This window comes from Enterobacter hormaechei subsp. hoffmannii (assembly GCF_001729745.1).
GTDB classification, from domain to species: Bacteria; Pseudomonadota; Gammaproteobacteria; order Enterobacterales; family Enterobacteriaceae; genus Enterobacter; species Enterobacter intestinihominis.
Genome location: NZ_CP017186.1, coordinates 2,057,328 through 2,083,248 on the forward strand (window position 1 = coordinate 2,057,328; position 25,921 = coordinate 2,083,248).

25 protein-coding genes and 1 pseudogene are annotated in these 25,921 nt (G+C 56.8%); 16 read left to right on the top strand and 10 right to left on the bottom strand.

Annotated features, from left to right (window positions below):
- Nucleotides 1-23 precede the first annotated feature (23 nt).
- The 4 genes from paaK to BFV65_RS09735 all read left to right on the top strand — a co-directional run bounded on the left by paaK (nt 24) and on the right by BFV65_RS09735 (nt 5,190).
- A complete protein-coding gene (paaK, locus tag BFV65_RS09720; protein ID WP_069596525.1) occupies nt 24-1,340 on the top strand; it encodes a phenylacetate--CoA ligase PaaK in 1,317 nt (438 codons plus the stop codon).
- A 122-nt stretch (nt 1,341-1,462) separates the two neighbouring features.
- A complete protein-coding gene (gene paaX, locus BFV65_RS09725) occupies nt 1,463-2,398 on the top strand; it encodes a phenylacetic acid degradation operon negative regulatory protein PaaX (protein ID WP_069596526.1) in 936 nt (311 codons plus the stop codon).
- 9 nt (nt 2,399-2,407) lie between these two features.
- Nucleotides 2,408-3,013, top strand: coding sequence for a phenylacetic acid degradation protein PaaY (paaY, locus tag BFV65_RS09730; RefSeq protein WP_023300036.1), 606 nt, complete (start codon nt 2,408-2,410; stop codon nt 3,011-3,013).
- 179 nt (nt 3,014-3,192) lie between these two features.
- Nucleotides 3,193-5,190 carry a BCCT family transporter gene (locus tag BFV65_RS09735; RefSeq protein ID WP_023306141.1) on the top strand — a complete coding sequence of 666 codons (1,998 nt, stop codon included), beginning with the start codon at nt 3,193-3,195 and terminating at the stop codon, nt 5,188-5,190.
- Nucleotides 5,191-5,228: 38 nt separating this feature from the next.
- On the opposite strand, the gene BFV65_RS09740 is transcribed toward BFV65_RS09735, so the two are convergent.
- Nucleotides 5,229-5,864: a helix-turn-helix domain-containing protein gene (locus BFV65_RS09740; RefSeq protein WP_023300038.1), complete on the bottom strand. Its 636-nt coding sequence runs from the start codon at nt 5,862-5,864 to the stop codon at nt 5,229-5,231.
- 203 nt (nt 5,865-6,067) lie between these two features.
- Here BFV65_RS09740 and BFV65_RS09745 point away from each other — a divergent pair, with 203 nt between their 5' ends.
- The gene (locus BFV65_RS09745) at nt 6,068-8,044 is read left to right on the top strand and encodes an alkyl/aryl-sulfatase (protein ID WP_022648033.1); all 1,977 of its coding nucleotides are present in this window, start codon (nt 6,068-6,070) and stop codon (nt 8,042-8,044) included.
- Between the two features lie 53 nt (nt 8,045-8,097).
- Here BFV65_RS09745 and BFV65_RS09750 read toward each other — a convergent pair whose 3' ends face one another.
- Complete coding sequence (locus tag BFV65_RS09750) at nt 8,098-8,850, bottom strand: hypothetical protein (protein WP_022648034.1); 753 nt, start codon at nt 8,848-8,850, stop codon at nt 8,098-8,100.
- 1 nt (nt 8,851) lies between these two features.
- Nucleotides 8,852-9,049, bottom strand: coding sequence for a hypothetical protein (locus BFV65_RS09755; RefSeq protein WP_022648035.1), 198 nt, complete (start codon nt 9,047-9,049; stop codon nt 8,852-8,854).
- 258 nt (nt 9,050-9,307) lie between these two features.
- On the opposite strand from BFV65_RS09755, the gene BFV65_RS09760 reads away from it, so the two are divergent.
- The 8 genes from BFV65_RS09760 to BFV65_RS09795 are packed head-to-tail and all read left to right on the top strand — an operon-like array spanning nt 9,308 to nt 15,188.
- Entirely contained in the window at nt 9,308-9,742 is a 435-nt protein-coding gene (locus BFV65_RS09760; protein ID WP_069596527.1) for a nuclear transport factor 2 family protein, read from the top strand.
- Nucleotides 9,739-10,458, top strand: a complete 720-nt coding sequence (locus BFV65_RS09765) for an SDR family NAD(P)-dependent oxidoreductase (RefSeq protein WP_063201482.1) — start codon at nt 9,739-9,741, stop codon at nt 10,456-10,458. Before BFV65_RS09760 ends, BFV65_RS09765 begins: the two co-directional genes overlap by 4 nt.
- Entirely contained in the window at nt 10,455-11,714 is a 1,260-nt protein-coding gene (locus BFV65_RS09770) for an NAD(P)/FAD-dependent oxidoreductase (RefSeq protein WP_069596528.1), read from the top strand. Before BFV65_RS09765 ends, BFV65_RS09770 begins: the two co-directional genes overlap by 4 nt.
- Nucleotide 11,715: 1 nt before the next feature.
- Entirely contained in the window at nt 11,716-12,438 is a 723-nt protein-coding gene (locus tag BFV65_RS09775; protein WP_069596529.1) for a DUF1365 domain-containing protein, read from the top strand.
- Nucleotides 12,435-13,655, top strand: coding sequence for an SAM-dependent methyltransferase (locus BFV65_RS09780; RefSeq protein ID WP_023300042.1), 1,221 nt, complete (start codon nt 12,435-12,437; stop codon nt 13,653-13,655). Before BFV65_RS09775 ends, BFV65_RS09780 begins: the two co-directional genes overlap by 4 nt.
- The gene (locus BFV65_RS09785; RefSeq protein WP_023300043.1) at nt 13,652-14,137 is read left to right on the top strand and encodes a DUF2878 domain-containing protein; all 486 of its coding nucleotides are present in this window, start codon (nt 13,652-13,654) and stop codon (nt 14,135-14,137) included. The genes BFV65_RS09780 and BFV65_RS09785 overlap by 4 nt, the downstream gene beginning before the upstream one ends.
- Nucleotides 14,134-14,658, top strand: coding sequence for a chalcone isomerase family protein (locus BFV65_RS09790; protein ID WP_069596530.1), 525 nt, complete (start codon nt 14,134-14,136; stop codon nt 14,656-14,658). Before BFV65_RS09785 ends, BFV65_RS09790 begins: the two co-directional genes overlap by 4 nt.
- The gene (locus tag BFV65_RS09795; protein ID WP_069596531.1) at nt 14,655-15,188 is read left to right on the top strand and encodes a DUF3833 domain-containing protein; all 534 of its coding nucleotides are present in this window, start codon (nt 14,655-14,657) and stop codon (nt 15,186-15,188) included. The genes BFV65_RS09790 and BFV65_RS09795 overlap by 4 nt, the downstream gene beginning before the upstream one ends.
- Here the strand turns inward: BFV65_RS09795 and BFV65_RS09800 are convergent.
- On the bottom strand, nt 15,185-15,643 hold the full coding sequence (locus BFV65_RS09800) for a DMT family transporter (protein WP_022648044.1): 459 nt from the start codon (nt 15,641-15,643) through the stop codon (nt 15,185-15,187). The genes BFV65_RS09795 and BFV65_RS09800 overlap by 4 nt on opposite strands.
- Nucleotides 15,644-15,647: 4 nt before the next feature.
- On the bottom strand, nt 15,648-16,082 hold the full coding sequence (locus BFV65_RS09805) for a DMT family transporter (RefSeq protein ID WP_003857304.1): 435 nt from the start codon (nt 16,080-16,082) through the stop codon (nt 15,648-15,650).
- 98 nt (nt 16,083-16,180) lie between these two features.
- Between BFV65_RS09805 and BFV65_RS09810 the strand changes: the two genes are divergently transcribed.
- Entirely contained in the window at nt 16,181-17,113 is a 933-nt protein-coding gene (locus BFV65_RS09810) for a LysR family transcriptional regulator (protein ID WP_046621637.1), read from the top strand.
- Nucleotides 17,114-17,116: 3 nt separating this feature from the next.
- Here BFV65_RS09810 and BFV65_RS09815 read toward each other — a convergent pair whose 3' ends face one another.
- Together BFV65_RS09815 and BFV65_RS09820 are read right to left on the bottom strand one after the other, a co-directional pair.
- Nucleotides 17,117-18,145 carry a methionine synthase gene (locus BFV65_RS09815; RefSeq protein ID WP_069596532.1) on the bottom strand — a complete coding sequence of 343 codons (1,029 nt, stop codon included), beginning with the start codon at nt 18,143-18,145 and terminating at the stop codon, nt 17,117-17,119.
- Between the two features lie 26 nt (nt 18,146-18,171).
- Nucleotides 18,172-19,146 (bottom strand): DUF1852 domain-containing protein, encoded by a 975-nt coding sequence (locus tag BFV65_RS09820; RefSeq protein ID WP_069597097.1) that lies wholly within the window; start codon nt 19,144-19,146, stop codon nt 18,172-18,174.
- A gap of 168 nt (nt 19,147-19,314) precedes the next feature.
- Here BFV65_RS09820 and BFV65_RS09825 point away from each other — a divergent pair, with 168 nt between their 5' ends.
- Complete coding sequence (locus tag BFV65_RS09825) at nt 19,315-19,854, top strand: DUF2058 domain-containing protein (protein WP_022648048.1); 540 nt, start codon at nt 19,315-19,317, stop codon at nt 19,852-19,854.
- A 7-nt stretch (nt 19,855-19,861) separates the two neighbouring features.
- Here BFV65_RS09825 and BFV65_RS09830 read toward each other — a convergent pair whose 3' ends face one another.
- Together BFV65_RS09830 and azoR are read right to left on the bottom strand one after the other, a co-directional pair.
- Nucleotides 19,862-20,548, bottom strand: coding sequence for an RluA family pseudouridine synthase (locus BFV65_RS09830; RefSeq protein ID WP_069596533.1), 687 nt, complete (start codon nt 20,546-20,548; stop codon nt 19,862-19,864).
- A gap of 89 nt (nt 20,549-20,637) precedes the next feature.
- Complete coding sequence (gene azoR, locus BFV65_RS09835) at nt 20,638-21,243, bottom strand: FMN-dependent NADH-azoreductase (protein ID WP_022648050.1); 606 nt, start codon at nt 21,241-21,243, stop codon at nt 20,638-20,640.
- A 203-nt stretch (nt 21,244-21,446) separates the two neighbouring features.
- Between azoR and hrpA the strand changes: the two genes are divergently transcribed.
- Nucleotides 21,447-25,349 carry an ATP-dependent RNA helicase HrpA gene (gene hrpA, locus BFV65_RS09840; protein ID WP_069596534.1) on the top strand — a complete coding sequence of 1,301 codons (3,903 nt, stop codon included), beginning with the start codon at nt 21,447-21,449 and terminating at the stop codon, nt 25,347-25,349.
- 83 nt (nt 25,350-25,432) lie between these two features.
- Here hrpA and BFV65_RS09845 read toward each other — a convergent pair.
- Nucleotides 25,433-25,873, bottom strand: a pseudogene (locus tag BFV65_RS09845) (O-methyltransferase); the annotation flags it as partial.
- Nucleotides 25,874-25,921: the final 48 nt, after the last annotated feature.

Consider the following 25,921-nt stretch of genomic DNA (forward strand, 5'->3'; position numbering starts at 1 on the left):
AACAATAATGTGAGTACCCTGCGATGATAAATACAAAAAAGCTTGATCCGATCGAAACCGCGTCCATTGATGAATTGCAGGCGTTGCAGACCGCGCGCCTGAAGTGGACGCTGAACCACGCCTACAACAACGTTCCGATGTACAAACGCAAGTTTGATGCCGCGGGCGTTCACCCTGACGATTTCAACGAGCTGGCGGACCTGCAAAAATTCCCGTGCACCACCAAGCAGGATCTGCGCGACAACTACCCGTTCGATACCTTTGCGGTGCCGATGGAGCAGGTGGTGCGTATTCACGCCTCGTCGGGCACCACCGGAAAGCCGACCGTGGTGGGGTATACCCAGAATGATATCGACAACTGGGCCAATATCGTCGCCCGTTCCCTGCGCGCCGCCGGGGGCAGCGCGAAGGATAAAATTCACGTCGCCTACGGTTACGGGCTCTTCACCGGCGGGCTGGGGGCGCACTACGGTGCAGAGCGTCTGGGGGCGACGGTGATCCCGATGTCCGGCGGCCAGACGGAGAAGCAGGCGCAGCTGATCCGCGATTTCCAGCCGGATATGATCATGGTGACGCCCTCTTACTGCCTGAACCTGATCGAAGAGCTGGAGCGTCAGATGGGCGGTGATGCCAGCGCCTGTTCCCTGCGCGTCGGCGTGTTTGGCGCCGAGCCGTGGACGCAGGCGATGCGCCGCGAAATCGAGAAACGGCTGGGCATTACCGCGCTGGATATCTATGGTCTCTCTGAGGTGATGGGGCCGGGCGTGGCGATGGAGTGTCTTGAAACCGCTGACGGTCCGACCATCTGGGAAGATCACTTCTACCCGGAGATCGTCAACCCGAATGACGGCACGCCGCTGGCCGACGGCGAGCAGGGCGAACTGCTGTTCACCACGCTGACCAAAGAGGCGCTGCCGGTGATCCGCTACCGCACCCGCGACCTGACGCGCCTGCTGCCGGGTACCGCACGCACCATGCGCCGGATGGATCGCATCAGCGGGCGCAGCGACGACATGCTCATCATTCGCGGCGTTAACGTCTTCCCGTCACAGCTGGAAGAGGAGATCGTTAAGTTCGAACATCTTTCGCCGCACTATCAACTGGAGGTGAACCGCCGCGGGCATCTTGATTCACTTTCGGTGAAGGTCGAGCTGAAACAGAGTAGCTTAACGCTGACGCATGAACAGCGTTGTCAGGTCTGCCATCAGCTGCGTCATCGGATTAAATCGATGGTGGGGATTTCAACCGATGTGATGATCGTTAACTGCGGAAGCATACCGCGATCCGAGGGTAAAGCCTGCCGGGTGTTTGATTTGCGTAAGGTTGCGGCTAACGGATGAGGGATCTACACAAAATAATGTCTGCATCGACGGCCCCCTCTCCCTTGAGGGAGAGGGCTGGGGTGAGGGGGAAACCCCAAATTCCTATGCTATGATTCATCCGGGAAAAAAATAACAACAGAATGAATCACATGAATAAACTTGATGCCTTTATCCAGCACGCAGTCAGCTCTGTTCCCGTCAGCGGAACGTCGCTTATCTCCTCGCTGTATGGCGACGCGCTTTCCCATCGCGGCGGAGAGATCTGGCTCGGCAGCCTGGCGGCCCTGCTGGAAGGGATGGGATTCGGGGAGCGCTTTGTGCGCACCGCGCTGTTTCGCCTCAACAAAGAGGGCTGGCTGGACGTGTCCCGCATTGGCCGCCGCAGCTTTTACCGTCTCAGCGACAAGGGGCTGCGTTTGACCCGACGCGCGGAAAATAAAATCTACCGTGCAGAATTGCCGGCGTGGGATGGTAAATGGCTGCTACTGCTTTCCGAGGGGCTGGATAAAACCACGCTCGCGGACGTGAAAAAACAGCTCATCTGGCAAGGGTTCGGCACGCTGGCGCCGAGCCTGATGGCCTCGCCGTCGCAGAACCTCGCGGACGTGCAGTCGCTGTTGCATGACGCGGGCGTGGCGGAAAACGTCATTTTCTTTGAAGCTCATTCGCCGCTGGCTTTGTCACGCGCGGCATTACGATCCCGCGTGGAAGAGTGCTGGCAGCTGACCGAACAAAACGCGATGTACGAAACGTTTATCAACTCGTTCCGTCCGCTGCTGCCGCTGCTGAAAGAGGCGTCGCCCGAGGATTTAACCCCGGAACGCTGCTTCCAGATCCAGCTGTTACTCATTCATTTTTATCGTCGCGTGGTGCTGAAAGATCCGCTGTTGCCGGAGGAGTTACTCCCGGCGCACTGGGCGGGACAGAGCGCGCGACAGCTGTGCATTAACATCTACCAGCGCGTGGTAGCGGGAGCCCTGGCGTTTGTCAGTGAGAAGGGGGAAACCTCCGTCGGCGAGCTGCCCGCGCCCGGCACGCTTTATCACCAGCGTTTTGGTGGTCTGAATATCACATAAGGAGAGGGTATGCCTGTTTATCAAATTGATGGTCTGACGCCGGTCGTGCCTGAAGAGAGCTATGTTCACCCGACCGCGGTGCTGATTGGCGACGTGATCCTCGGCAAAGGTGTTTACGTAGGCCCCAACGCCAGCCTGCGCGGTGATTTTGGCCGGATCGTGGTGAAAGACGGCGCGAACATTCAGGATAACTGCGTGATGCATGGTTTTCCGGAGCAGGACACGGTGGTGGAAGAGGACGGGCATATCGGCCACAGTGCGATCCTGCACGGCTGCATTATCCGCCGTAATGCGCTGGTGGGGATGAATGCGGTGGTGATGGACGGAGCGACGATCGGCGAAAACAGCATCGTCGGGGCGGCGGCGTTTGTGAAGGCCAAAGCGGAAATGCCTGCGAATCACTTAATCCTTGGCAGTCCGGCGAAAGCGATTCGTGAGCTAAGCGCGCAGGAAATAGAGTGGAAAAAGCAGGGCACGCGGGAGTATCAGGTGCTGGTGGATCGCTGTAAGCAGACGCTGCATCAGGTAGAGCCGCTGCGGGAAGAAGAGCCCGGACGAAAACGGCTGGTATTCGATGAGAACTTACGGCCCAAGTCGGCTGGCCGGGATAATTAACCATTTCTTGCCTGCGAAATAATGCAATGGCATAGGGATGCGTTAACGCGCAACAAATACCCTTTGGGGATAGTGTATAATTGAACGTTTCAGACCTGCATTCATAAAGGGATTTTGTTACCCTGACGCAGATCACGCCTCTCATTCAGAGCGGTCAATGCGTTTATGGAAGACACTATATGAGTGAAAACGACACTATCCCAAAGCAGTCCAAAAGCCAGATTAACAAAGCGGTATTTTACACATCTGCTTTGTTAATTTTCCTTCTTGTCGCCTTTGCCGCGATTTTCCCTGACGTTGCCGATAAAAACTTTAAGCTACTGCAACAGCAAATATTCACCAACGCCAGCTGGTTTTACATTCTTGCCGTCGCGCTGATTTTAATGAGCGTGACGTTCCTCGGCTTGTCCCGCTACGGCGATATTAAACTCGGGCCCGACCACTCCCAGCCTGACTTCAGCTACCACTCCTGGTTCGCCATGCTGTTCTCGGCGGGGATGGGGATCGGCCTGATGTTCTTCGGCGTGGCGGAGCCGGTCATGCACTACCTTTCCCCGCCGGTGGGGACACCTGAAACGGTCGCTGCGGCCAAAGAGGCCATGCGGCTGACATTCTTCCACTGGGGGCTGCACGCCTGGGCTATCTACGCCATCGTTGCGTTGATTCTGGCGTTCTTCAGCTACCGCCACGGCCTGCCTTTGACGCTTCGTTCGGCGCTTTATCCGATTATCGGCGACCGTATTTACGGCCCGATAGGTCATGCGGTGGATATCTTCGCGGTAATCGGCACCGTATTTGGCGTGGCGACCTCGTTAGGTTACGGCGTTTTACAGGTCAATGCCGGGCTGAACCACCTTTTTGGCGTGCCCATCAACGATACCGTGCAGGTGATCCTTATCGTCCTGATTACCGGGCTGGCGACCATTTCTGTGGTGTCCGGTCTGGATAAAGGCATTCGCATTTTATCAGAGCTCAATCTGGGGCTGGCGGTACTGCTGCTGGTGCTGGTGTTGTGCCTGGGGCCAACCGTACTCCTGCTGAAATCCTTTGTGGAAAATACCGGCGGATACCTGTCCGAGCTGGTGAGCAAGACGTTTAACCTGTACGCTTATGAACCGAAATCCAGCAACTGGCTGGGAGGCTGGACGCTGCTGTACTGGGGCTGGTGGCTGTCCTGGTCGCCGTTTGTCGGGATGTTCATTGCCCGTGTGTCCCGCGGCAGAACCATCCGCGAGTTCGTGACCGGCGTGCTGTTTGTCCCGGCGGGCTTTACCCTGATGTGGATGACGGTGTTCGGCAATAGCGCCATTTACCTCATCATGAACAAGGGAGCGTCCGATCTGGCGAATACCGTCCAGCAGGACGTGGCGCTGGCGCTGTTTAATTTCCTTGAGCATTTCCCGTTCTCTTCCGTGCTGTCATTTATTGCCATGGCGATGGTCATCGTCTTCTTTGTGACCTCAGCCGACTCCGGGGCGATGGTGGTGGATACCCTCGCGTCCGGCGGCGAGGCCAATACCCCCGTCTGGCAGCGCATCTTCTGGGCCGCGCTGATGGGCGTAGTCGCTATCGCGCTGCTGCTCGCGGGTGGGCTGAGTGCGCTGCAAACCGTGACCATCGCCAGCGCGCTACCGTTCTCGATGATCCTGCTGGTCTCAATCTATGGGTTGCTGAAGGCGCTCCGACGCGATTTGACCAAACGCGAGAGCCTGAGTATGGCCACGATCGCGCCGACAGCGGCCCGTAACCCCATTCCGTGGCAGCGCAGACTGCGTAACATCGCATACTTACCTAAACGCTCCCTGGTGAAACGCTTTATGGAAGAGGTGATCAAACCGGCCATGGTGCTGGTGCAGGATGAACTGAATAAGCAGGGAACGCAGAGCCATATCAGCGACGCGTCGGACGATCGTATTCGCCTTGAGGTGGATTTAGGCAATGAGCTGAATTTCATTTATGAAGTCAGGCTGCGTGGCTATAACTCGCCGACCTTCGCGCTAGCGGCCATGGAGAATGATGAGAATCAGGCAGAACAGCACCGGTACTATCGGGCAGAAATCTACCTCAAGGAAGGTGGGCAAAATTACGATGTGATGGGCTGGAACCAGGAGCAGTTAATTAACGATATCCTGGACCAGTATGAAAAACATCTGCACTTCCTGCACCTGGTGCGTTAATCAGCCAGCCCCTGAAGCATTCGCTTCAGGGGCGTAATTTAATACGCCTCCGGCAGCGGACGGTCTATCGACACCAGCTTTCCGCGCTTCATGGTGATATAGCCCCCGGCTTTAAGATCCGCCAGCACGCGAAAGACATGCGTTCGCGACAGGTTAGTGCGCTTGATGATAAACAGCGCCAGACCCTCATTCTCTCCCGTGTGGGTTTCCTGCCGATAAAGATAGCGATAGAGCATGGGTTTAATGGTCTGGTAGCTGGTGACCTGCCTGCGTTCGTTATGCAGGTCGATGGTGAATATCGACATATAGGTCAGTATGGTGGCCAGCGCCTGCATGCGCTCAGGCCCACCCTGGAAAAATATCTGGTCGAAGTCGGCCCAGGATATTCTCACCAGTTTCACCCTGGCACTGCTGCGATATTCATACTTCGCCAGTGGACAATACCTTTCCATTAACCCGATCGGCATATACTCAATAGTATTGCCAATATTCAGCCCATCATCAGGCATTAATATCGTCAGTGACCCTTCAGTACAAAAATAAATATAGCCAGGTTCAACGGTGAGTTTTTTATTTGCGGCAACGGTTAAGACCTCGCCTTTACAAAGCATTTGCGGAAAAAATTGCCCAATATTGAGTTGCTGATAATAGGTATGGATATCCTGAAAATTCACGCTAAGCCTCTCCCCGCAACGTCTGCTATGGTAGCGAGTATAGCAGCAATAGCCCACGGATTACGAATCGATAAATAACCAGTCCCATATGGGACTATGAAGGGAAGGTATTCTGGTTAGAATGGTCCTCAATGAGTTCGCATTAAAATTATCCGCCACAATTAAATATCGCTGGCGGCGCAATTAATCTATGAGGCCATTTAATGAAATTAACGATAATCGCTAAACATCTGGCGCTGGCCGGTGTGTTGACGTCGCTGTCGCTTTCCGCGTTTGCGGAAGTACAGCCGCAGGATGCCACTCCTACAACCCAGCAGGCTAATAACGCCCTGTATAACAAATTACCGTTTGCCGATAAAACCGACTTTGAAAATGCCCATAAAGGCTTTATCGCCCCGCTGCCGCAAAACATGATCAAAGGCGAGCAGGGGAACGTTATCTGGAACCCGGCGAAATATGATTTCGTCAAAGAGGGTGAAAAAGCCCCGGATACGGTAAACCCGAGCCTGTGGCGTCAGTCACAGTTGATCAACATTGGCGGGCTGTTTAAGGTCACCGACGGCGTGTATCAGATCCGTAATCTCGATCTCTCCAACATGACCATCATTGAGGGCGAGAAGGGCATTACCGTTATCGACCCGCTGTTAAGCGCTGAACCGGCGAAAGAAGCGCTGGATCTCTACTATGCAAACCGCGGCAAGAAACCGGTCGTCGCTGTGGTGATCACCCACAGCCACGTTGACCACTATGGCGGCCTGCGCGGCGTGGTTGACGAAGCTGACGTCAAGTCTGGCAAAGTGAAAATCTACGCGCCGGATGGCTTTATGAAAGAGGCGGTTTCCGAAAACATTATGGCCGGAAACGCGATGAGCCGCCGTGCGAGCTATATGTACGGCAACCTGCTGAAGCCGGATGCAAAAGGCCAGGTGGGTGCAGGCCTTGGCACCACCACCTCTGCGGGTACTGTCACCCTCATCCCGCCGACCGACTACATTACCCATACCGGTCAGGAAGAAGTGATCGACGGCTTGACCTACGACTTTATGATGGCGCCGGGTTCAGAAGCTCCGTCGGAGATGCTGTGGTACGTCAAAGAGAAGAAAATGATCGAGGCCGCAGAGGACGTGACCCATACTCTGCACAACACCTACTCCTTGCGAGGCGCGAAAATCCGCGACCCGCTGGCCTGGTCGAAGTACATTAACGCCGCCATTGAGCGCTGGGGCGCGGACGCGGAAGTGATTATTGCGCAGCACCACTGGCCGACCTGGGGTAACGAGAATATCGTCAAGCTGATGAAAGGCCAGCGCGATATGTACCGCTACATCAACGACCAGACCCTGCGTATGGCCAACAAAGGCCTGACTCGCGATGAGATCGCCGCAGAATTTAAGCTGCCGGAATCGCTCGAGAAACAGTGGGCAAGCCGCGGTTACTACGGCTCCGTTAGCCACGACGTCAAAGCCACTTACGTGTTTTATCTCGGCTGGTTCGACGGCAACCCGGCAACCCTCGACGAGCTGCCGCCTGAACAGGCTGCGAAGAAGTTCGTGCAGTACATGGGCGGCGCTGATGCCATCATGCAGAAAGCCAAAGCGGATTATCAGCAGGGTAATTACCGTTGGGTTGCTCAGGTGGTCAGCAAAGTGGTCTTTGCCGATCCTAACAACCAGGCTGCCCGTAATCTGGAAGCCGACGCGCTTGAGCAGTTAGGTTACCAGGCGGAAGCGGGCACCTGGCGTAACTTCTACCTGACCGGCGCGCAAGAACTGCGTAATGGCGTGAAGAAGCTGCCGACGCCGAACACCGCCAGCCCGGATACCGTGCGAGCGATGACCCCGGAAATGTTCTTCGACTACCTGGGTGTGCACATCAACGGGGTGCGGGCCGGTAACGCGAAGGCGGTCTTCAATGTCGATCTCGGTAAGGATGGCGGCAAATACAAGCTGGAGCTGGAAAACGGCGTGCTGAACCATACCGCCAACGCGCAGGCGAAGGATGCCGACGCAACTATCGCGCTTGACCGCACCACGCTGAACAACATCATCCTTAAGAAAGAGACGCTGAAGCAGGCGATGGATAAAGGTGACGTGAAGGTGAGCGGAAACGGGGCGAAGCTGGAAGAGATGCTGAGCTACATGGACAAATTTGACTTCTGGTTCAATATCGTAACGCCATAAGTTCAGGTTTCATCCACATAATCCTGGCGCCTTAGAAATAAGGCGCCATTTTTTTATTCACGCATCGCCAGCGCGCTGGCACTTGCCGGATCGAACAGCGAAATACTCTCGATCTGATCAAGCATGATCACCTTACGGAAATCCATAGCGCTTTTTGGCTCTGAGTCGAGCGTAACCTCATGCTCGGCGTACCATTTGCTGTAGTTGTGCTCAATACACAGCTGCATGTTCTCCCCGTCGCGATAGCCGCTCAGCATCGGGATAAGCACGATATTGGCGGTTTTTTCATACTCCAGCGTGGCGGTATGGATCATGCCAATATAAATTCGCCGCGACTTCAGCGTGACGTGCGCAAGTTCACCTTCCTCCATGCACTGATAGAGCAGTTGTTCAATCCCGCTCGATTGTGCCAGCCGCTTGTAGAGCTTTTTCCGGCCTTCGCCGTCCAGCCGCGCGCTGCCGGCCCAGTTCGAACGATAGAGACAAAACAGGATCGCAAAGGCCAGCATCACCACGACCGGAGCCTGAATCCCTAAAAAGCTCCAGTTCATAAAATCAATTTGCCAGTCGGCGTATTTTGCGGACGTGAAATGGAACGTGTTGTCGGCGGCCGAGAGGGCGAACAACAGCAGCCAGAGCAGGCCGGTGGCGATCACGCCCTGTAAAACGAAAATGCAGCCATACAGCGCCACAAGGAAATAGACATCCCAGCCGAATGAACGCTTAATTTTGAACCGGGTTGAGAGATCGCGGCTGGTGTACCAGTAGCCGCATACCATCAATACCATGAATATTGCCGTTCCCATTTCAGGCCCTCTTCAGCGCGTTGACATGGCGCAGAAAGTCCTGCCGAACCTCGTTACTTTTGTAGTTAACCGAGGCGTTTCCATCCTGATCGATGATGATGCGGTCGCCATCCTCTACGGCTTCGATAATTTCCTGGTGACTCATAACCTGCAACAAGGATTCCGGGCTGGAAAAGAGCGCCATCAGTAAATTTTTCATCGCGTGACATCCTTATGAATTAAAAGGATAAGTCTGGAAGATAAATGGCACCTTTGCCTTAAGGTTATCCCTAAAAAATAACGGCACGGCGGTGAGAATCTGCTTTTGACTCAAATTGGCACCTCAGGGAAAGTTTTTAAAGTACTGAATTAAAAGAGGTATAAAAAATATAACTGCACAAACTTGGACAAATAACGCTAATTGTGTAAGTTTTAATTATGCGATTTCGCTACGTTGTTTACAGCCAGGATGTGACCCATGAGCACGTTGCCGTCCGTCATCAGTCGATTCGTTGATTATTACGCCACGCTGGATACCCAGCCACCTTCGGCGCTGGCAAAGATTTATCGCGCTGATGTCACGCTTATCGATCCCTTTGGCGAACACAGCGGGTTGTTCGCGATTCAGCGCTATTTCACTCACCTGCTGGCTAACGTCCAGCGGTGCCGCTTTACCGTCGATGCACCCTTGCAGCAGGGCGATCGCTTTGTTGTTACCTGGATGATGCACTGGTCGCACCCGCGTATTGCCCGGGGGGCAATGCGCCAGCTGCCGGGCTGCTCTGTGGTAGACATGCGCGACGATCGCATTGTTCGCCAGCGGGATTACTACGATGCCGGAGAGATGATTTACGAACATCTTCCGGTGCTCGGCTGGGCCGTACGCGGCGTGAAGCGGAGAGTGAAATCATGAAAACGGTTCTGATCACCGGCGCAAGCTCGGGCATAGGGGCCGGGCTGGCGAAATCGTTTGCCGACGATGGTTACCGGGTGATTGCCTGCGGGCGCGATGCGCAACGTCTGGCAGCTGTGCATCAGCACAGCCCCAACATTACGGTGCGCCTGTTCGATATGACAGACAGGGACGCCTGTCGCCAGGCGCTGGCGGACTGTGCTGCCGACACGGTGATTCTTTGCGCCGGAACCTGCGAGTATCTCGACCGTGGCGAGGTGGATGCCGCGTTGGTGGCGCGGGTCATGACCACCAATTTCATGGGGCCGGTAAACTGCCTTGCGGCGTTGCAGCCGCAGCTGATATCCGGCAACCGCGTGGTGCTGATCAGTTCGATGGCGCACTGGCTTCACTTCCCGCGAGCCGAAGCCTATGGCGCCTCTAAAGCGGCGTTAACCTGGTTTGCTGAGACGCTGCGCCTCGACTGGGAGCCGAAAGGGATCGCCGTCACGGTCGTTTCACCTGGTTTTGTCGACACGCCGCTGACCCGAAAAAATGATTTCCCGATGCCGGGCCGGGTCAGCGTGGAGGACGCCGTCCATGCCATTCGTCGCGGTCTGGCAAAAGGGAAGGATCATATCGCGTTTCCCGCCGGGTTTAGCCTGGCGCTGCGCCTGCTCTCCGGTCTGCCCGATATACTTCAGCGCGCACTGCTGCGCAGGATGGTGCGACCATGAAGATCGCGATTATCGGCAGCGGTATCGCCGGGTTAACCTGTGCCTGGCGGCTCGCCGGACATCATCAGGTCACGCTGTTTGAAGCGCAGGCCACGCCGGGCGGTCATACCGCAACGGTGGATGTCGACACGCCGCAGGGCAACTTTGCCATCGACACCGGTTTTATTGTCTACAACGACCGCACCTATCCGCGCTTCATGGGGCTGCTGAGCGAACTGGGCATCAGCGGGCAAAAAACGCAGATGAGTTTTTCGGTGCATAACCCGCAGAGCGGGCTGGAGTACAACGGCCACACGCTGACGTCGCTGTTCGCCCAGCGTCGTAATCTGTTAAACCCTGCCTTCTGGACGCTGCTGAAGGAGATCGTGCGCTTTAACCGGCTGGCGAGACAGACGCTCCGGGGTGACGTCAGCGAGTCCGCCACGCTGGAGACGTTCCTGCACCAGCACCGCTTCACGCCTTTTTTTGGGCGTCACTACATTCTGCCAATGGGGGCGGCTATCTGGTCATCCTCGCTCCAGGAGATGAAACGCTTCCCGCTGCCGCTCTTTTTACGCTTTTTTGAAAACCACGGTCTGCTGGACATTACCCATCGTCCGCAGTGGTACGTGGTGCCGGGCGGCTCCCGGGAGTACATCCGCGCGATGCTGGACAAGCTTGGCAATCGCCTGACGCTGCACCTCAATGCGCCGGTGCAGCAGGTTATTCGCCACGATCGCGGGGTTGATATAACGCGTGAGGGCGTAACAGATAACTTTGATCAGGTGATCTTCGCCTGCCACTCCGCTCAGGCGCTGGCGATGCTCGCCAGCCCAACGCAGGCTGAACGTGAGGTGCTGGGTGATATCGGCTGGCAGCGTAACGAGGTGGTGCTTCACAGCGATCCGCGCTGGCTGCCGGTGCGCAAGCGCGCGTGGGCGAGCTGGAACTACCGCCTCAGCGAGCAGGATCGGGCCAGCGCCTGCGTCACCTACAACATGAATATCTTGCAGGGACTGCCGCCGGGTAGCCCGCTGTTTTGCGTCACCCTCAACCCGGAAACGCCGGTGGAAGAACGCTATGTGCTGCGCCGCTTTGTCTATGAGCATCCGCTTTTTAACCCGCAAAGCTGGCAAGCCCAGGCCCGACGCGGAGAAATAAACGGTCGCCAGCGGAGCTGGTTCTGCGGCGCGTACTGGTACAACGGCTTCCACGAAGATGGGGTACGCAGTGCGCTGGATGTGGTAAACGCCATCGCGGCCGGGGAGGGCAACTGAGATGAACAGCTGCCTTTACCACGGCACATTGCGCCATCGCCGTCTTTCGCCAAAAGCGCACCACTTTACCTATAGCGTCTTTATGGCCTGGCTCGATCTCGATGAGCTGGACGCGCTGCCCTCCGTCGGTGTGCGCCGTAACCGCGTTGCGCCCGCGGCATTTTATGATGCGGACTACCCGCTGGGCACGCCGCTCAAAGAGCGCGTCCTTGAGCGTCTGGAAAATCTGACCGGCGAACGCCCGGCGGGGCGGGTCATGCTTCTAACCCAGCTGCGTTATTTCGGCTTTCATTTTAACCCGGTCAATTTTTACTACTGCTTTGACAGGGAAGACACCCTGCGCTGGGTTCTCGCCGAAGTCCGCAACACGCCGTGGAATGAACGACACTACTACGCGGTAGCGGGGCGGGACGCCCCGCCGACGGAAAAAGCGTTTCACGTCTCGCCCTTTAATCCGATGGACATGGTCTACCACTGGCGCTTCAACAGTCCGGCCAGCACGCTGCGCATGCATATCGAAAACCATCAGGAGACGAAGGTGTTTGATGCCACTCTGACGCTGCGCCGGGAGCCGCTGACGCGCGCAGCGCTGCGGTCGCTGCTGGCGCGGATCCCGTTGATGACCCTCAAAACCGTTTTCGCCATTTACTGGCAGGCGCTCAGGCTGTGGCTGAAGCGCGTGCCGCTGCATAACCATCCCCTAAGCAGGAGTGAACGCTCATGACCGATCCCGTCTTTGCGCTTGAACCCGATTTCCCGCGCAACGTCCGCGTCGCGCGATGGCTGCTTTTTCGCCTGCTGAACGGGCTGCGCGGCGGCTCGCTGACGCTGCGTGAAGGCGCCCAGACGTTCCAGTTCGGCGACGCCTCCGCCGCGCTTCACGCTGAGGTGCAGGTACTCGCTCCGGGCGTCTACTGGCGCATTCTAACCGGGGGCAGCCTCGCCGCGGCACAAGCGTGGATAGATGGCGACTGGGAGACGGCCCACCTGACGCCGCTGCTGGAGCTGATAGCGCGCAATAGCCAGATCCTCGGGCAACTGGAAAAAGGGTTTCGCCTGCTCGGGAAACCGGTAGAGCGGCTACGGCACTGGATGCGGCGCAACTCCCGCGCGCAGGCACGGGAAAATATTGCCGCCCATTACGATTTGGGCAACGCCTTTTACGCCCATTTCCTTGATGAACAACTCCTTTACTCCAGCGCGCTGTTTACCGGGGAAGAGCAGGATCTGGCAGCGGCTCAGCAGGCAAAAATGACCAGGCTGTGCGACCAACTGGCGCTCACCGCAAACGATCATCTGCTGGAAATTGGTACCGGCTGGGGGGCGATGGCGGAATATGCCGCCCGTCATTATGGCTGCCGGGTAACAACTACCACGCTATCGCAGGAGCAGTACCACTGGGCCACCGCGCGGATCGCGCGGGCAGGTTTACAGGATCGCGTTGAGGTGCTGCTCTGCGACTACCGCGATCTGACCGGAGTGTACGATAAGCTGGTGTCGGTTGAGATGATTGAAGCCGTCGGCCAACGCTACCTGCCAACGTTTTTCCGCACCTGCCAGGCGCGTCTGCGTCCGGGCGGGCGGATGGCGATTCAGGCCATCACCATTCAGGATCAGCGCTATCGCGACTACAGCAAAAGCGTCGATTTTATTCAGCGCTACATCTTCCCCGGCGGCTTTTTGCCCAGCATCACCGCCATGAATGAACTGATGACCCGCCATACCGATTTTGTCGTGCGTAACCTCTTCGATATGGGGCCGGACTACGCCCGCACGCTGGCGCACTGGCGTCAGCGCTTCGTTCACGCCTGGCAGGAGATTGAAAAGCTCGGATTTGATGACCGTTTCCGTAGGATGTGGCTGTACTACCTCGGCTACTGTGAAGCCGGGTTTAACGCCCGCACCATCAGCGTGGTGCAACTGACTGCGGAACGCGTATGAAGCGCTACGGGCAGGTCTTTCTGCTGGCCATCGGGTTTGATCTCTACTGGACGCTGGTGGTGCTGTTTCGCGAGCAGGGGCTGGTCATCTGGATCGCGCTGGCGCTGATTGCCTGGCTGTTGTTACCGCCATCACACCGGGTATACGCCCTTGTGCTGGCGGCGTCGGGCGCGATGCTGGACGCCCTCTGGGCGCTGACGGGGTTGATTTCATTCACTGGCACGTCTCTGATGCCGCTATGGATGGTGGCGCTGTGGCTGATGTTTGCCACCGTCTGGACGCAACTGACCCGCACGACCACCTTGCCGGGCTGGCTGCTGACGGCGCTGGCGACCCTGGGCGGGCCGCTGGCCTACCTGTTTGGCGAGCGTCTGGGGGCCATCACGTTCCTGGAGCCGACTTTTATCGTCGTCAGCTGGATGATCCCGGGCTGGCTGGTGCTGATGCTGTTTTTCCACCTGCTGATGGGGAGACAACAATGAGACATCTGTTACTCGCGCTCGCGCTAACCGTTATGGCCTGTAACGCGCAGGCGACTGACTGGCTGAGCTGGCGCAAGGTAGGCGATGCCACCCTCACCTGGGGGCCGTTTACCGTTTATACCTCTCAGCTGCTGACGCCCGACGGCAGCTATACAGGAACAGACAGCGATAACGCGCTGATTATCACCTATGCCCGGGATATCGATGGCGACGACCTGGTCGAGGCGACCCGCGACCAGTGGCAGGCGCAGGGCATTTTGCAGCAGGAGCCGCAGAGTGAAGCCTGGCTGCGGATGCTAAAAGCGCTCTGGCCCGACGTCACGCCCGGCGCGCAGCTCGCGTTTGTGGTTAATAACGGTCAGGGGCAATTCTGGTATCGCCCCACGGCGTCGCAGAAAAAATTTACGCCCCTCGGGCCGCGCCAGTCGGCAGCGTTTAGCTCGCGCTTTCTGGCGATCTGGCTCGATCCCCGCACCGAGTATCCTGAACTGCGTCAGCAGTTAATCGGAGGACCACAATGAAACGATTCCTGTTAATGGCGCTTACACTGACAATGCTGGTGGCCGGGTGCAGCACAGAAGTGACCGAGTATCGTCAGCAGCAGCCAAGGCTTGATATTTTCCACTACTTCCAGGGCAAAACCGAGGCGTGGGGGATGGTGCAGGACCGCGGCGGTAAGCAGATCCGCCGTTTTCACGTCGAGATCGCCGGAGATGTTATCGGCGATACGCTGACGCTGAACGAGCATTTTGTCTATGACGACGGCGAGAAGCAAAAGCGCGTCTGGCATATCCGCCGCATTGGCCACGATCGTTACGAAGGCACGGCGGGTGACATAGAAGGTGTCGCGACAGGTCAGGTTTCGGGCAACGCCCTTAACTGGCGCTACAGCATGAACGTGAAGGCGGACGGCAAAACCTGGCTGCTGAACTTTGATGACTGGATGTATTTGCAGGACAGCACCCGTCTGTTCAATAAAACCGAGTTGAAGAAATTTGGCGTCACCGTCGCCACGGTGACGCTGTTCTTTACCCGCAAAGAGGGCGGTTAATCCTCTTCGGGCTGAGGTTTACTGCTTGAGTAGATGAAGAAGAGCGCGATACTCAGGCAGACCACGGCCCCGAAACGGCTCGCTGAAAACGGAATGGCTTCATTGTTCAGCCAGCCAAAGTTATCAATCAGCATGCTCATGGCCAGCTGACCCAGGATCACCGCTACCGTGGCAACGGCGGTGCCGATACGCTGCACCGCGAGCACCATAATCACGATATAAGGGACGCCGCACAGGGCGCCCAGAAGCTGCCACTTGGGCACATCCATCAGGCTGACCGCCTGTTTCGGCTCAAAAAAGAAAATGAGCAGGGCGGTTACCAGCGCGCCGACGGAAAAGGTCAGAAACGCGCTTTTGAATACCCCCACGCTGCTGCCTAATTGCCCGTTAATGGCAGCCTGAATGCTCAGTGTCGCGCCGCCAATCACCGCCAGAATAATCATAATCACTGTCATAACGTTACCCCTGCGCCACGAGAATGAGCGCGGCGATGATAAATCCCAGCGCAATAATGCGTTTTGTATCGATCCTGCGGTGCGGCGTACCCAGCAGGCCATAGTGGTCAATAATCAGGCTTTTAAAGACCTGGCCTGCCAGAATGCCGATCATCGTCATAGCAATACCGATCGCTGGCGTGGCAATGGTGAGAATGATGACGTAGACCGGGCCGAGCACGCCGCCCAGCAGGTGCCATGACGGCTGCGCAAAAAATGAGGGACTGTTGCGGGGGCTGAAAAACAGCATCAGCAGAAACGTCAGCCCGGTTCCCACGCTAAATATGCTGAACGCCGCCCACAGGTCGCCCACCTCCGCGCCCAGCGGCCCCAGCAGCCCGGCTTCCACGGACAGCCCCATGCCGCCGGCAATCACCAGTAAAATTAAAATAATGTGCATAACGCTTTTTCTCCTTTTTCCAGGCGGAGAAGATTACGTCTGAACATCATTGAGAAAAATGCCATAATGCAGGAAACACCTGTGCAGGAAATGCATTAATGATGGATGCCGGACATATAAGCGTTCGCGCGCTGCTGATCTTCATCGACGTTTATGAAACGCAGAATTTTTCCGTGGTGGCGAGGCGGGAAGGGATTTCTGCGTCGCAGGTTTCCCGCATGATCCACCAGCTTGAGGACGCCCTCGGGCAACAGCTTTTCTACCGCAACACGCGGGCGATTATGCCCACAGAGAGCGGGCATCTTTTTGTGCGCTATGCCCGGGCGATGGCCGGAAATCTGGAGGATGCGCGACGCGAGCTGGATGAACGCGCCCGCGAGCCGTCGGGCACGCTGCGTATCAATGGCCCGGTCTTTTTCGGACAACGGCACATCGCGCCGGGCCTGCCGGGGCTTCTGGCGCGTTATCCTCGTCTCTCCATTGAACTGACCCTCACCGACGATTTTATCGATCCGCACCGCGACGCCGCGGATGTTATCTTCCGCATCGGCGCGCTGACGGACTCCTCGTTTCACGCCCGGGTGTTCGGTCAGCAGTTCTACCATCTGGCGGCCTCGCCGGACTATCTGCAAAAACATGGCGCGCCCGACGGGCCGGACGATCTCAGTCGTCACCACTGTCTGGTTTACCGCGGTTCGTCCGGGCCTAACCGCTGGCTGATCCGGCAGCCGGGCGAGGCCTGGGTTCACTATCCCATCGTACCGCTGATGACTTCCAATAACGCGGAAACGCTCCTGATTGCGGCGCTGGGCGGCATGGGCGTTGTGCTTTTCCCGGACTGGATGGTGAGCGAACGGCTCAAAAGCGGTGAGCTGGTGGCACTGCTGCCGGAAATGGAGTGTTCAATTAATACGGAGCCACTGACGATTGCGGCGATTTACCCGAACGCGCGTCATCCGCCCCTGAACGTCAGGGCGGTGATTGACTACTATATTGAGCGGTTCGGTACGCCGCTGTACTGGCAAACCTGAAGGTTAGCGGGCAAGCTCGCGACGGATAATGTCAGTCCCGGCGCTTAATGCCTTCAGCTTACCGTTGGCGACCTGGCGGGAAAGGGGAGCCATGCCGCAGTTGGTGGACGGATAGAGCTTGTCTGCATCCACAAACTGCAACGCCTTGCGTAGCGTATCGGCAACCTCTTCCGGCGTTTCGATGGTCTGGGTGGCAACATCAATTGCCCCGACCATCACTTTTTTACCGCGGATCAGCTCCAGCAGATCCATCGGCACGCGCGAGTTCTGGCACTCCAGCGAGATGATATCGATCTTTGAGGTCTGCAACTTTGGAAACGCCTCTTCATACTGGCGCCACTCGGAGCCGAGCGTTTTTTTCCAGTCCGTATTGGCTTTGATGCCGTACCCGTAGCAGATATGTACTGCGGTTTCGCATTTCAGCCCTTCAATGGCGCGCTCCAGCGCGGCGATGCCCCAGTCATTCACTTCGTCGAAAAAGACGTTAAAAGCAGGTTCGTCGAACTGAATAATGTCAACGCCGGCCGCTTCCAGCTCGCGGGCTTCCTGATTGAGAATTTTTGCGAACTCCCAGGCCAGCTTTTCGCGGCTTTTATAGTGAGCATCGTATAGCGTGTCGATCATGGTCATCGGGCCAGGCAGCGCCCACTTGATCGGCTTGTCCGTCAGCTGGCGAAGGTATTTCGCGTCGTCTACAAACACCGGTTTCTGGCGCGCCACCGCGTCTACCACGGTCGGCACGCTGGCATCGTAACGGTTACGGATCCGCACCGTCTGACGATTTTCAAAATCCACGCCGCTGAGATGTTCAATAAAGGTGGTGACGAAATGCTGGCGGGTTTGTTCCCCGTCGCTGACGATATCAATCCCGGCGCGAATCTGTTCATCCAGAGACAAACGCAGCGCATCCTGTTTCCCTGCCAGTAATTCCTCATCCTGGAGTTTCCACGGCGACCAGAGCGTTTCCGGCTGCGCAAGCCAGGTGGGTTTCGGCAGGCTGCCAGCCGTCGATGTCGGGAGCAATGTTTTCATAAGAAGAACCTTTTATTCGTATTAAATTAAAGCGTGAAGTGATGAGACCACTGCTCAAGAAGGGTTTTATAGGGTTTGATGAACCGCTCTTCGGTATATTTACCCTGTTCAATGGCCAGCCGGCTGCGCTCTTCACGGTCATAAACGATTTTTGTTAATGAGTGATCCTGCTGATTCAGGTCGGGCTGATAGCACTGTCCCGCAGCGGAATTGGCATTGTAAATTTCTGGTCGATAGATCTTCTGGAACGTCTCCATGGTGCTGATGGTGCCGATCAGTTCCAGATTGGTGTAATCACGCAGTAAATCGCCGGTGAAGAAGAAGGCAAATGGCGCGACGCTGTTTTCCGGCATGAAATAGCGAACCTTGAGGCCCATCTTCGCGAAGTACTGTTCCGTTAGCGACTCGCCGTCCGGCTGGTACTCATACCCCAGCACCGGGTGGTGGTTACCGGTACGACGATAGGTGTCTTTGCTGGAGACGCTCAGGCAGATCACCGGCGCTTTTTTAAAGTTCGCCTGATATTCCGCAGAATGAATGAAGCTTTTAAAGATATTGCCGTGCAGCTCGCCAAAATTCTCGGGGAGGGTAAAACGGGGCTGATCTTTATTATGCTCCAGCAGCAGGACGCTGAAATCATAGTCACGAACATAGGATGAGAAGTTATTCCCGACGATGCCTTCGATGCGCTCGTGGGTCTTTTTATCCACGATCGTCGTTTGCAGAATTTCGATGGCCGGGAAAGTAAAATCGCCGCCGATATTCATATCGACTGAAATAATCTCCAGCTCGACGGCATAGCGGTCGGCTTTCGGGTTATCCCAGCTCGCCAGCGCGTTAAAGCGGTTGTGGATCATCACCAGCGTATTGCGCAGGTTCTCCTGACGCTTCTCGCCACGCGCCAGGTTGGCGAAGTTGGTGGTGGTACGCGTGTTTTCTGACGGGTTATAATTTTCATCAAAGCAACTGCGCTTAAGGGTAAATGTGAAAGCCTGACTCATTTGGTTATGCATCCTAAGTTCATGTTGCCTAAACGTTATCAATGCATAATTTATGCCTGAGCCACTGGCGCAGGGGAAGTGACTTAATTTCACTGCGTCATGAGGGTTCTTCATGAACTGCGCGATTCAGGTATAATCCCCCGACATTTCCAACCGGTTTAAACGATCATGACAAAACTCACCCTACAAGAGCAGATGCTGAAAGCGGGCTTAGTCAGCAGTAAAAAGATGGCGAAGGTTCAGCGCACGGCGAAAAAATCCCGCGTCCAGGCTCGCGAGGCGAGAGAGGCTGTTGAAGAGAATAAGAAAGCCCAGCTGGAGCGTGATAAGCAGCTGAGCGAACAGCAAAAACAGGCGGTGCTGGCAAAAGAGTTCAGGGCGCAGGTGAAGCAGCTGATTGAGATGAACCGCATCACCGTGGCGAAGGGCAACATTACCTTTAACTTTACCGATGGCAGCCTGATCAAAAAAATCGACGTCGATAAGCAGACGCAAACCCAGCTGATCAACGGTCGCCTGGCGATTGCCCGACTGGTGATTAACGCGAATGGCGACTGTGATTACGCGATTATCCCGGCGGTGGTGGCGGATAAAATTGCCCAGCGCGATGCTGACAGCATTGTGCTTAACAGCGCGCTGAGTCAGGAAGAGCAGGACGAAGACGATCCGTACGCAGACTTCAAAATCCCTGACGATTTAATGTGGTAAACCTCGTTCAGAATGGCGCGGCGTGACGGGCATTCATGGTCTCGCCGCTCAGCGGATGAATAAAACTCAGAACGCTTGCATGCAGCATCAGCCGGGGCGTTTCTTCCGCCCCCGGCCATTCCAGACCCCCATACAGATCGCACCCCAAAATAGGGTGGCCTAACTGCTGGCAGTGAATGCGCAGCTGGTGGGTGCGCCCGGTCTCCGGGGTAAGCTCAACCCGCGTCAACGGCATTGTCGTATCCTGGTAAATACGTTCCATCACCCGATAGCGGGAGCGAGCGGGCTTACCGGTGCGGGCACAGATCGTCATCAGCGGAAACAGCGCCGGATCTTTGGTAATCGGGGCATCCACGGTCCCTTCGTCCTGTTCCACATGTCCGCACAACAGGGCGGTGTAAACCTTGGTCACGGCGCGCTGGCTGAACTGGTGGCAAAGCGCGGCGTTAATCGCTTTGTTACGTGCAATCACCATCAGACCCGAAGTGCCAAAATCAAGACGATGCACCAGCGTGCAGCCGGGAAAGGTTTGCACCAGACGGTGGTGGACGGAATCGCGGTTTTGCGGATTTTTCCCGGACAGGCTGAGCAGACCTGAGGGTTTGTTGATCAGCAGCAGATGCTCGTCCTGCCAGAGGATCTCAATGTCGTCGTGACAGGGTGGTGCAATAAACGTATCGATAATGACAGACATCAGGCCGCCGGGCTGGAGAGTGGGTGCGGATGATAACGAAATACGGGGGAAAGAAAAACCCTCCCACCGGGCGGTGAGAGGGGGAAAATTTAGGCTGCGACCAGGCTGTCGATAGCGGCTTTCGCGTCGGTCTGCGCTTTGGTGGCTACTTCCGGGCCGTAAGCGATACCTTCAGCGAACACGAAGTTCACGTCGGTAATGCCGATGAAGCCCAGGAACAGCGTCATGTACGGTGCGACCAGATCGGTAGGGGTATCTTTGTGAATACCGCCGCGGCTGGTCAGGACGATAGCGCGTTTACCTTTCACCAGACCTTCCGGGCCGTTCTCGGTGTAACGGAAGGTTACGCCAGCGCGCGCCACCAGGTCGAAGTAGTTCTTCAGCTGCGTAGGAATGTTGAAGTTATACATTGGAGCGTTGATCACGATAACGTCGTGGGCCTGCAACTCAGCAATCAGCTCGTCGGAGAGCGCCAGGGCTTCCTGCTGACGTGGGGTGAGAGGCGCATCGCTCGGACGCAGCGCGCCAACCAGCTCGCCGTCCAGCACAGGAATCGGGTTTGCCGCCAGGTCACGCACGGTGATTTCATCCGCGCTGTGCTGTTCACGCCACTGTTCAACGAAATAGTCAGCCAGCTGACCAGACTGTGAATACCCTGCCAGAATACTGGATTTCAACACTAATACTTTGCTCATGGGAATTTCCTGTTTTGTATTTGATTGAGGGGGTTGCCCCGTTGCTTGTTGACACTTTATTCACAATCCTGCCACAGGGATAGCGCAATATATCGAAGCCTATGTTCGAATTTTTTGAATAAGGCGCGAAAAGCACTGATGTGGTACTCTATAGCAATCATTAAAAAGAGATTTTATCCGGCAGTGCACTGCCCGTTAACGCTATGACAGAACAACAGAAATTATCCTTCCCGTTGCTGATGCAACAGCTTGATTCGCTGATGCTGCGCGATAAACAGCGGTTTGCGCGCCGTCTGCACGGCGTTAAGAAGGTTAAAAATCCTGATGCACAACAGGCCATTTACCAGGAGATGGCCAAAGAGATTGAACAGGCGGCAGGGAAAGTTGTGCTGCGTAAAGCCGCACGCCCGGAGATTACCTATCCGGAAAACCTGCCCGTCAGCCAGAAAAAACAGGACATTCTTGAGGCCGTGCGCGACCACCAGGTGGTGATCGTCGCGGGGGAAACCGGTTCAGGTAAAACCACTCAGCTGCCGAAGATCTGCATGGAATTAGGCCGCGGGGTGAAAGGGTTGATCGGTCACACCCAGCCGCGTCGTCTGGCGGCGCGCACCGTGGCGAACCGTATTGCCGACGAGCTGCAAACGGAGCCGGGCGGCTGCATCGGCTACAAGGTGCGATTCAGCGACCACGTCAGCGATAACACCATGGTTAAGCTGATGACCGACGGTATCCTGCTGGCGGAAATCCAGCAGGATCGTCTGCTGATGCAGTACGACACCATTATCATCGATGAAGCGCACGAGCGCAGCCTGAACATCGACTTCCTGCTCGGCTACCTGAAAGAGCTGCTGCCCCGGCGTCCGGATCTGAAAATCATCATCACCTCCGCGACCATCGACCCGGAGCGCTTCTCAAAACATTTCAATAATGCGCCGATCATTGAAGTCTCAGGCCGAACCTACCCGGTTGAAGTGCGCTATCGCCCGATTGTTGAAGAGGCGGACGATACCGAGCGCGACCAGCTTCAGGCCATCTTCGATGCCGTCGACGAGCTGGGCAACGAGAGTTCTGGCGACATTCTGATCTTCATGAGCGGCGAGCGTGAGATCCGCGATACCGCCGATGCGCTCAGCAAGCGCGATCTGCGCCATACCGAGATCCTGCCGCTGTACGCGCGCCTGTCCAACAGCGAGCAGAACCGCGTGTTCCAGCCGCACAGCGGGCGCCGCATCGTGCTGGCGACCAACGTGGCCGAAACCTCGCTGACCGTACCGGGCATTAAATACGTGATCGACCCGGGTACGGCGCGCATCAGCCGCTACAGCTACCGAACCAAAGTTCAGCGTCTGCCGATCGAGCCGGTTTCGCAGGCGTCAGCTAATCAGCGTAAGGGCCGCTGCGGCCGCGTGTCGGAAGGGATCTGTATTCGTCTCTATTCGGAAGACGATTTCCTGTCGCGCCCGGAGTTTACCGATCCGGAGATCCTGCGAACCAACCTGGCATCCGTTATCCTGCAAATGACCGCGCTGGGGCTGGGCGATATCGCCGCCTTCCCGTTTGTGGAAGCGCCGGATAAGCGCAATATTCAGGACGGGGTGCGGCTGCTGGAAGAGCTGGGTGCCATTACCACCGACGAGCAGGCGACGGCCTACAAGCTAACGCCGTTGGGCCGCCAGCTTAGCCAGCTGCCGGTCGACCCGCGTCTGGCGCGCATGGTGCTGGAGGCGCAAAAACACGGCTGCGTGCGCGAGGCGATGATCATCACCTCGGCGCTCTCCATTCAGGATCCGCGCGAGCGTCCGATGGACAAACAGCAGGCGTCGGATGAAAAACACCGTCGCTTCCACGATAAAGAGTCCGATTTCCTCGCATTCGTAAACCTGTGGAACTACCTCGGCGAGCAGCAAAAAGCGCTCTCTTCGAATCAGTTCCGCCGTCAGTGCCGGGTGGATTTCCTCAACTACCTGCGCGTGCGCGAGTGGCAGGATATCTACACCCAACTGCGCCAGGTGGTGAAAGAGCTGGGCATCCCGGTGAACAGTGAACCGGCGGAGTACCGCGAAATTCATATTGCCCTGTTGACCGGCCTGCTGTCCCATATCGGGATGAAGGATGCGGATAAACAGGAATTTACCGGCGCACGCAACGCGCGTTTCTCCATCTTCCCGGGCTCCGGTTTGTTCAAGAAGCCGCCGAAGTGGACCATGGTCGCCGAGCTGGTGGAAACCAGCCGTCTGTGGGGGCGTATCGCCGCGCGTATCGATCCAGAGTGGGTTGAGCCGGTGGCGCAGCACCTGCTGAAACGCTCGTACAGCGAGCCGCACTGGGAGCGCGGGCAGGGCGCAGTGATGGCGACGGAAAAAGTCACCGTTTACGGCCTGCCGGTGGTTGCAGCGCGTAAGGTTAACTACAGCCAGATTGACCCGGCGCTGAGTCGCGAGCTGTTTATCCGCCATGCGCTGGTGGAAGGCGACTGGCAGACGCGCCATGCGTTCTTCCGCGAAAACCTCAAGCTGCGCGCCGAGGTGGAAGAGCTTGAGCACAAGTCCCGCCGCCGCGACATTCTGGTGGACGACGAGACGCTGTTTGAGTTTTACGACCAGCGCATCAGCCACGATGTGATCTCGGCGCGCCATTTCGACAGCTGGTGGAAGAAAGCCAGCAAAGAGACCCCGGACCTGCTCAACTTTGAAAAGAGCATGCTGATCAAAGAGGGCGCGGAGTCGGTCAGCAAGCTCGACTACCCGAACTTCTGGCATCAGGGCAACCTGAAGCTGCGTCTGACCTATCAGTTTGAGCCGGGCGCGGATGCCGATGGCGTGACGGTGCACATTCCGCTGCCGCTGTTAAACCAGGTGGATGATAGCGGGTTTGAGTGGCAAATTCCCGGCCTGCGCCGCGAACTGGTCATTGCATTAATCAAATCCCTGCCTAAACCAGTGCGGCGCAACTTTGTACCGGCGCCGAACTACGCCGAAGCGTTTTTAGGCCGCGTCACGCCGCTGGAACTGCCGCTGCTGGACGCACTGGAGCGTGAGTTCCGACGCATGACCGGGACCACCATTGACCGCGACGACTGGAACTGGGATCAGGTGCCCGATCACCTGAAAATCACATTCCGCGTAGTGGACGATAAAAACAAAAAGCTGCTCGAAGGCCGTTCTCTGACGGAGCTGAAAGAAGCGCTGAAAGGTAAAGTCCAGGAGACGCTCTCTGCGGTGGCCGATGACGGTATTGAGCAGAGCGGGCTGCACATCTGGAGCTTTGGTCAGCTTCCGGAAAGCTATGAGCAGAAGCGCGGGAACTACAAGGTGAAAGCCTGGCCCGCGCTGGTGGATGAGCGCGACAGTGTGGCGATTAAGCTCTTTGACAATCCGCAGGAGCAACAGCAGATGATGTGGCGCGGGCTGCGTCGCCTGCTGCTGCTTAACATCCCGTCGCCGATTAAGTATCTGCACGAGAAGCTGCCGAACAAAGCCAAGCTGGGGCTCTACTTTAACCCGTACGGTAAGGTGCTGGATCTGATCGACGACTGCATCTCCTGCGGTGTGGACAAACTGATCCACGAGGCGGGCGGTCCGGTCTGGACGGAAGAGGGCTTTGCTCAGCTTCATGAAAAGGTGCGCGCGGAGCTGAACGACACCGTGGTGGAGATTGCCAAACAGGTCGAGCAGATCCTCACCGCCGTGTTCAATATCAACAAGCGGCTGAAGGGGCGGGTGGATATGACCATGGCCCTGGGTCTGTCGGACGTGAAGGCGCAGATGGCGGGGCTGGTGTATCGCGGCTTTGTCACCGGCAACGGCTTTAAGCGTCTGGGTGATACGCTGCGTTATTTGCAGGCGATTGAGAAGCGTCTGGAGAAAATGGCGGTCGATCCGCATCGCGATCGAGCGCAGATGCTGAAAGTCGAAAACGTGCAGCAGGCGTGGCAGCAGTGGCTCAACAAACTGCCGCCAGCGCGTCGCGATGATGACGACGTGCGGGAGATCCGCTGGATGATCGAGGAGCTGCGCGTCAGCTTCTTCGCCCAGCAGCTCGGTACGCCGTATCCCATTTCGGATAAGCGTATCTTGCAGGCGATGGAGCAGATCTCCGGCTAAAATCATTGCCCGGTGGCGCTGCGCTTACCGGGCCTACGGGAGAACATGCAGGCCGGGTAAGGCGTAGCCGCCACCCGGCTTTTTTATCGTTCCACCATCGCTAGCGTAAACCCATCCCACCCCTTAACGCCCACCGTTTGCAGCGCGGTGGCGGTTAAGCGTGGGTTATCTCCAGTCATCTCGATAAACTTCCGTACCCCCTGCACGCGTGCATCGTCGCTTTGCCCGTTAACCACCTCGCCGTCGCGCACCACGTTATCGCCGATTATGACCGTGCCGGGACGGGAGTAGTGCAGCGCCCACTCCAGGTAGCCGGGATTGTTTGGCTTATCGGCATCAATAAAGATCAGGTCAAAGGGCGGGACGTCACCGAAATTCTCGAGCGACTTTAGCGCCGGGCCTGCAATCAGTTCGATACGATCGCTGAGTCCCGCAAGGTGAATGTTCTGGCGTGCAACAGCGGCATGTTTCGGGTCCGCTTCAAGCGTAATCAGCTTTCCATCCGGCGGCAGGGCGCGCGCCATGGGGGTATCGCCAGAGGCGAAATGTAGGCCGGGTAAGGCGTAGCCGCC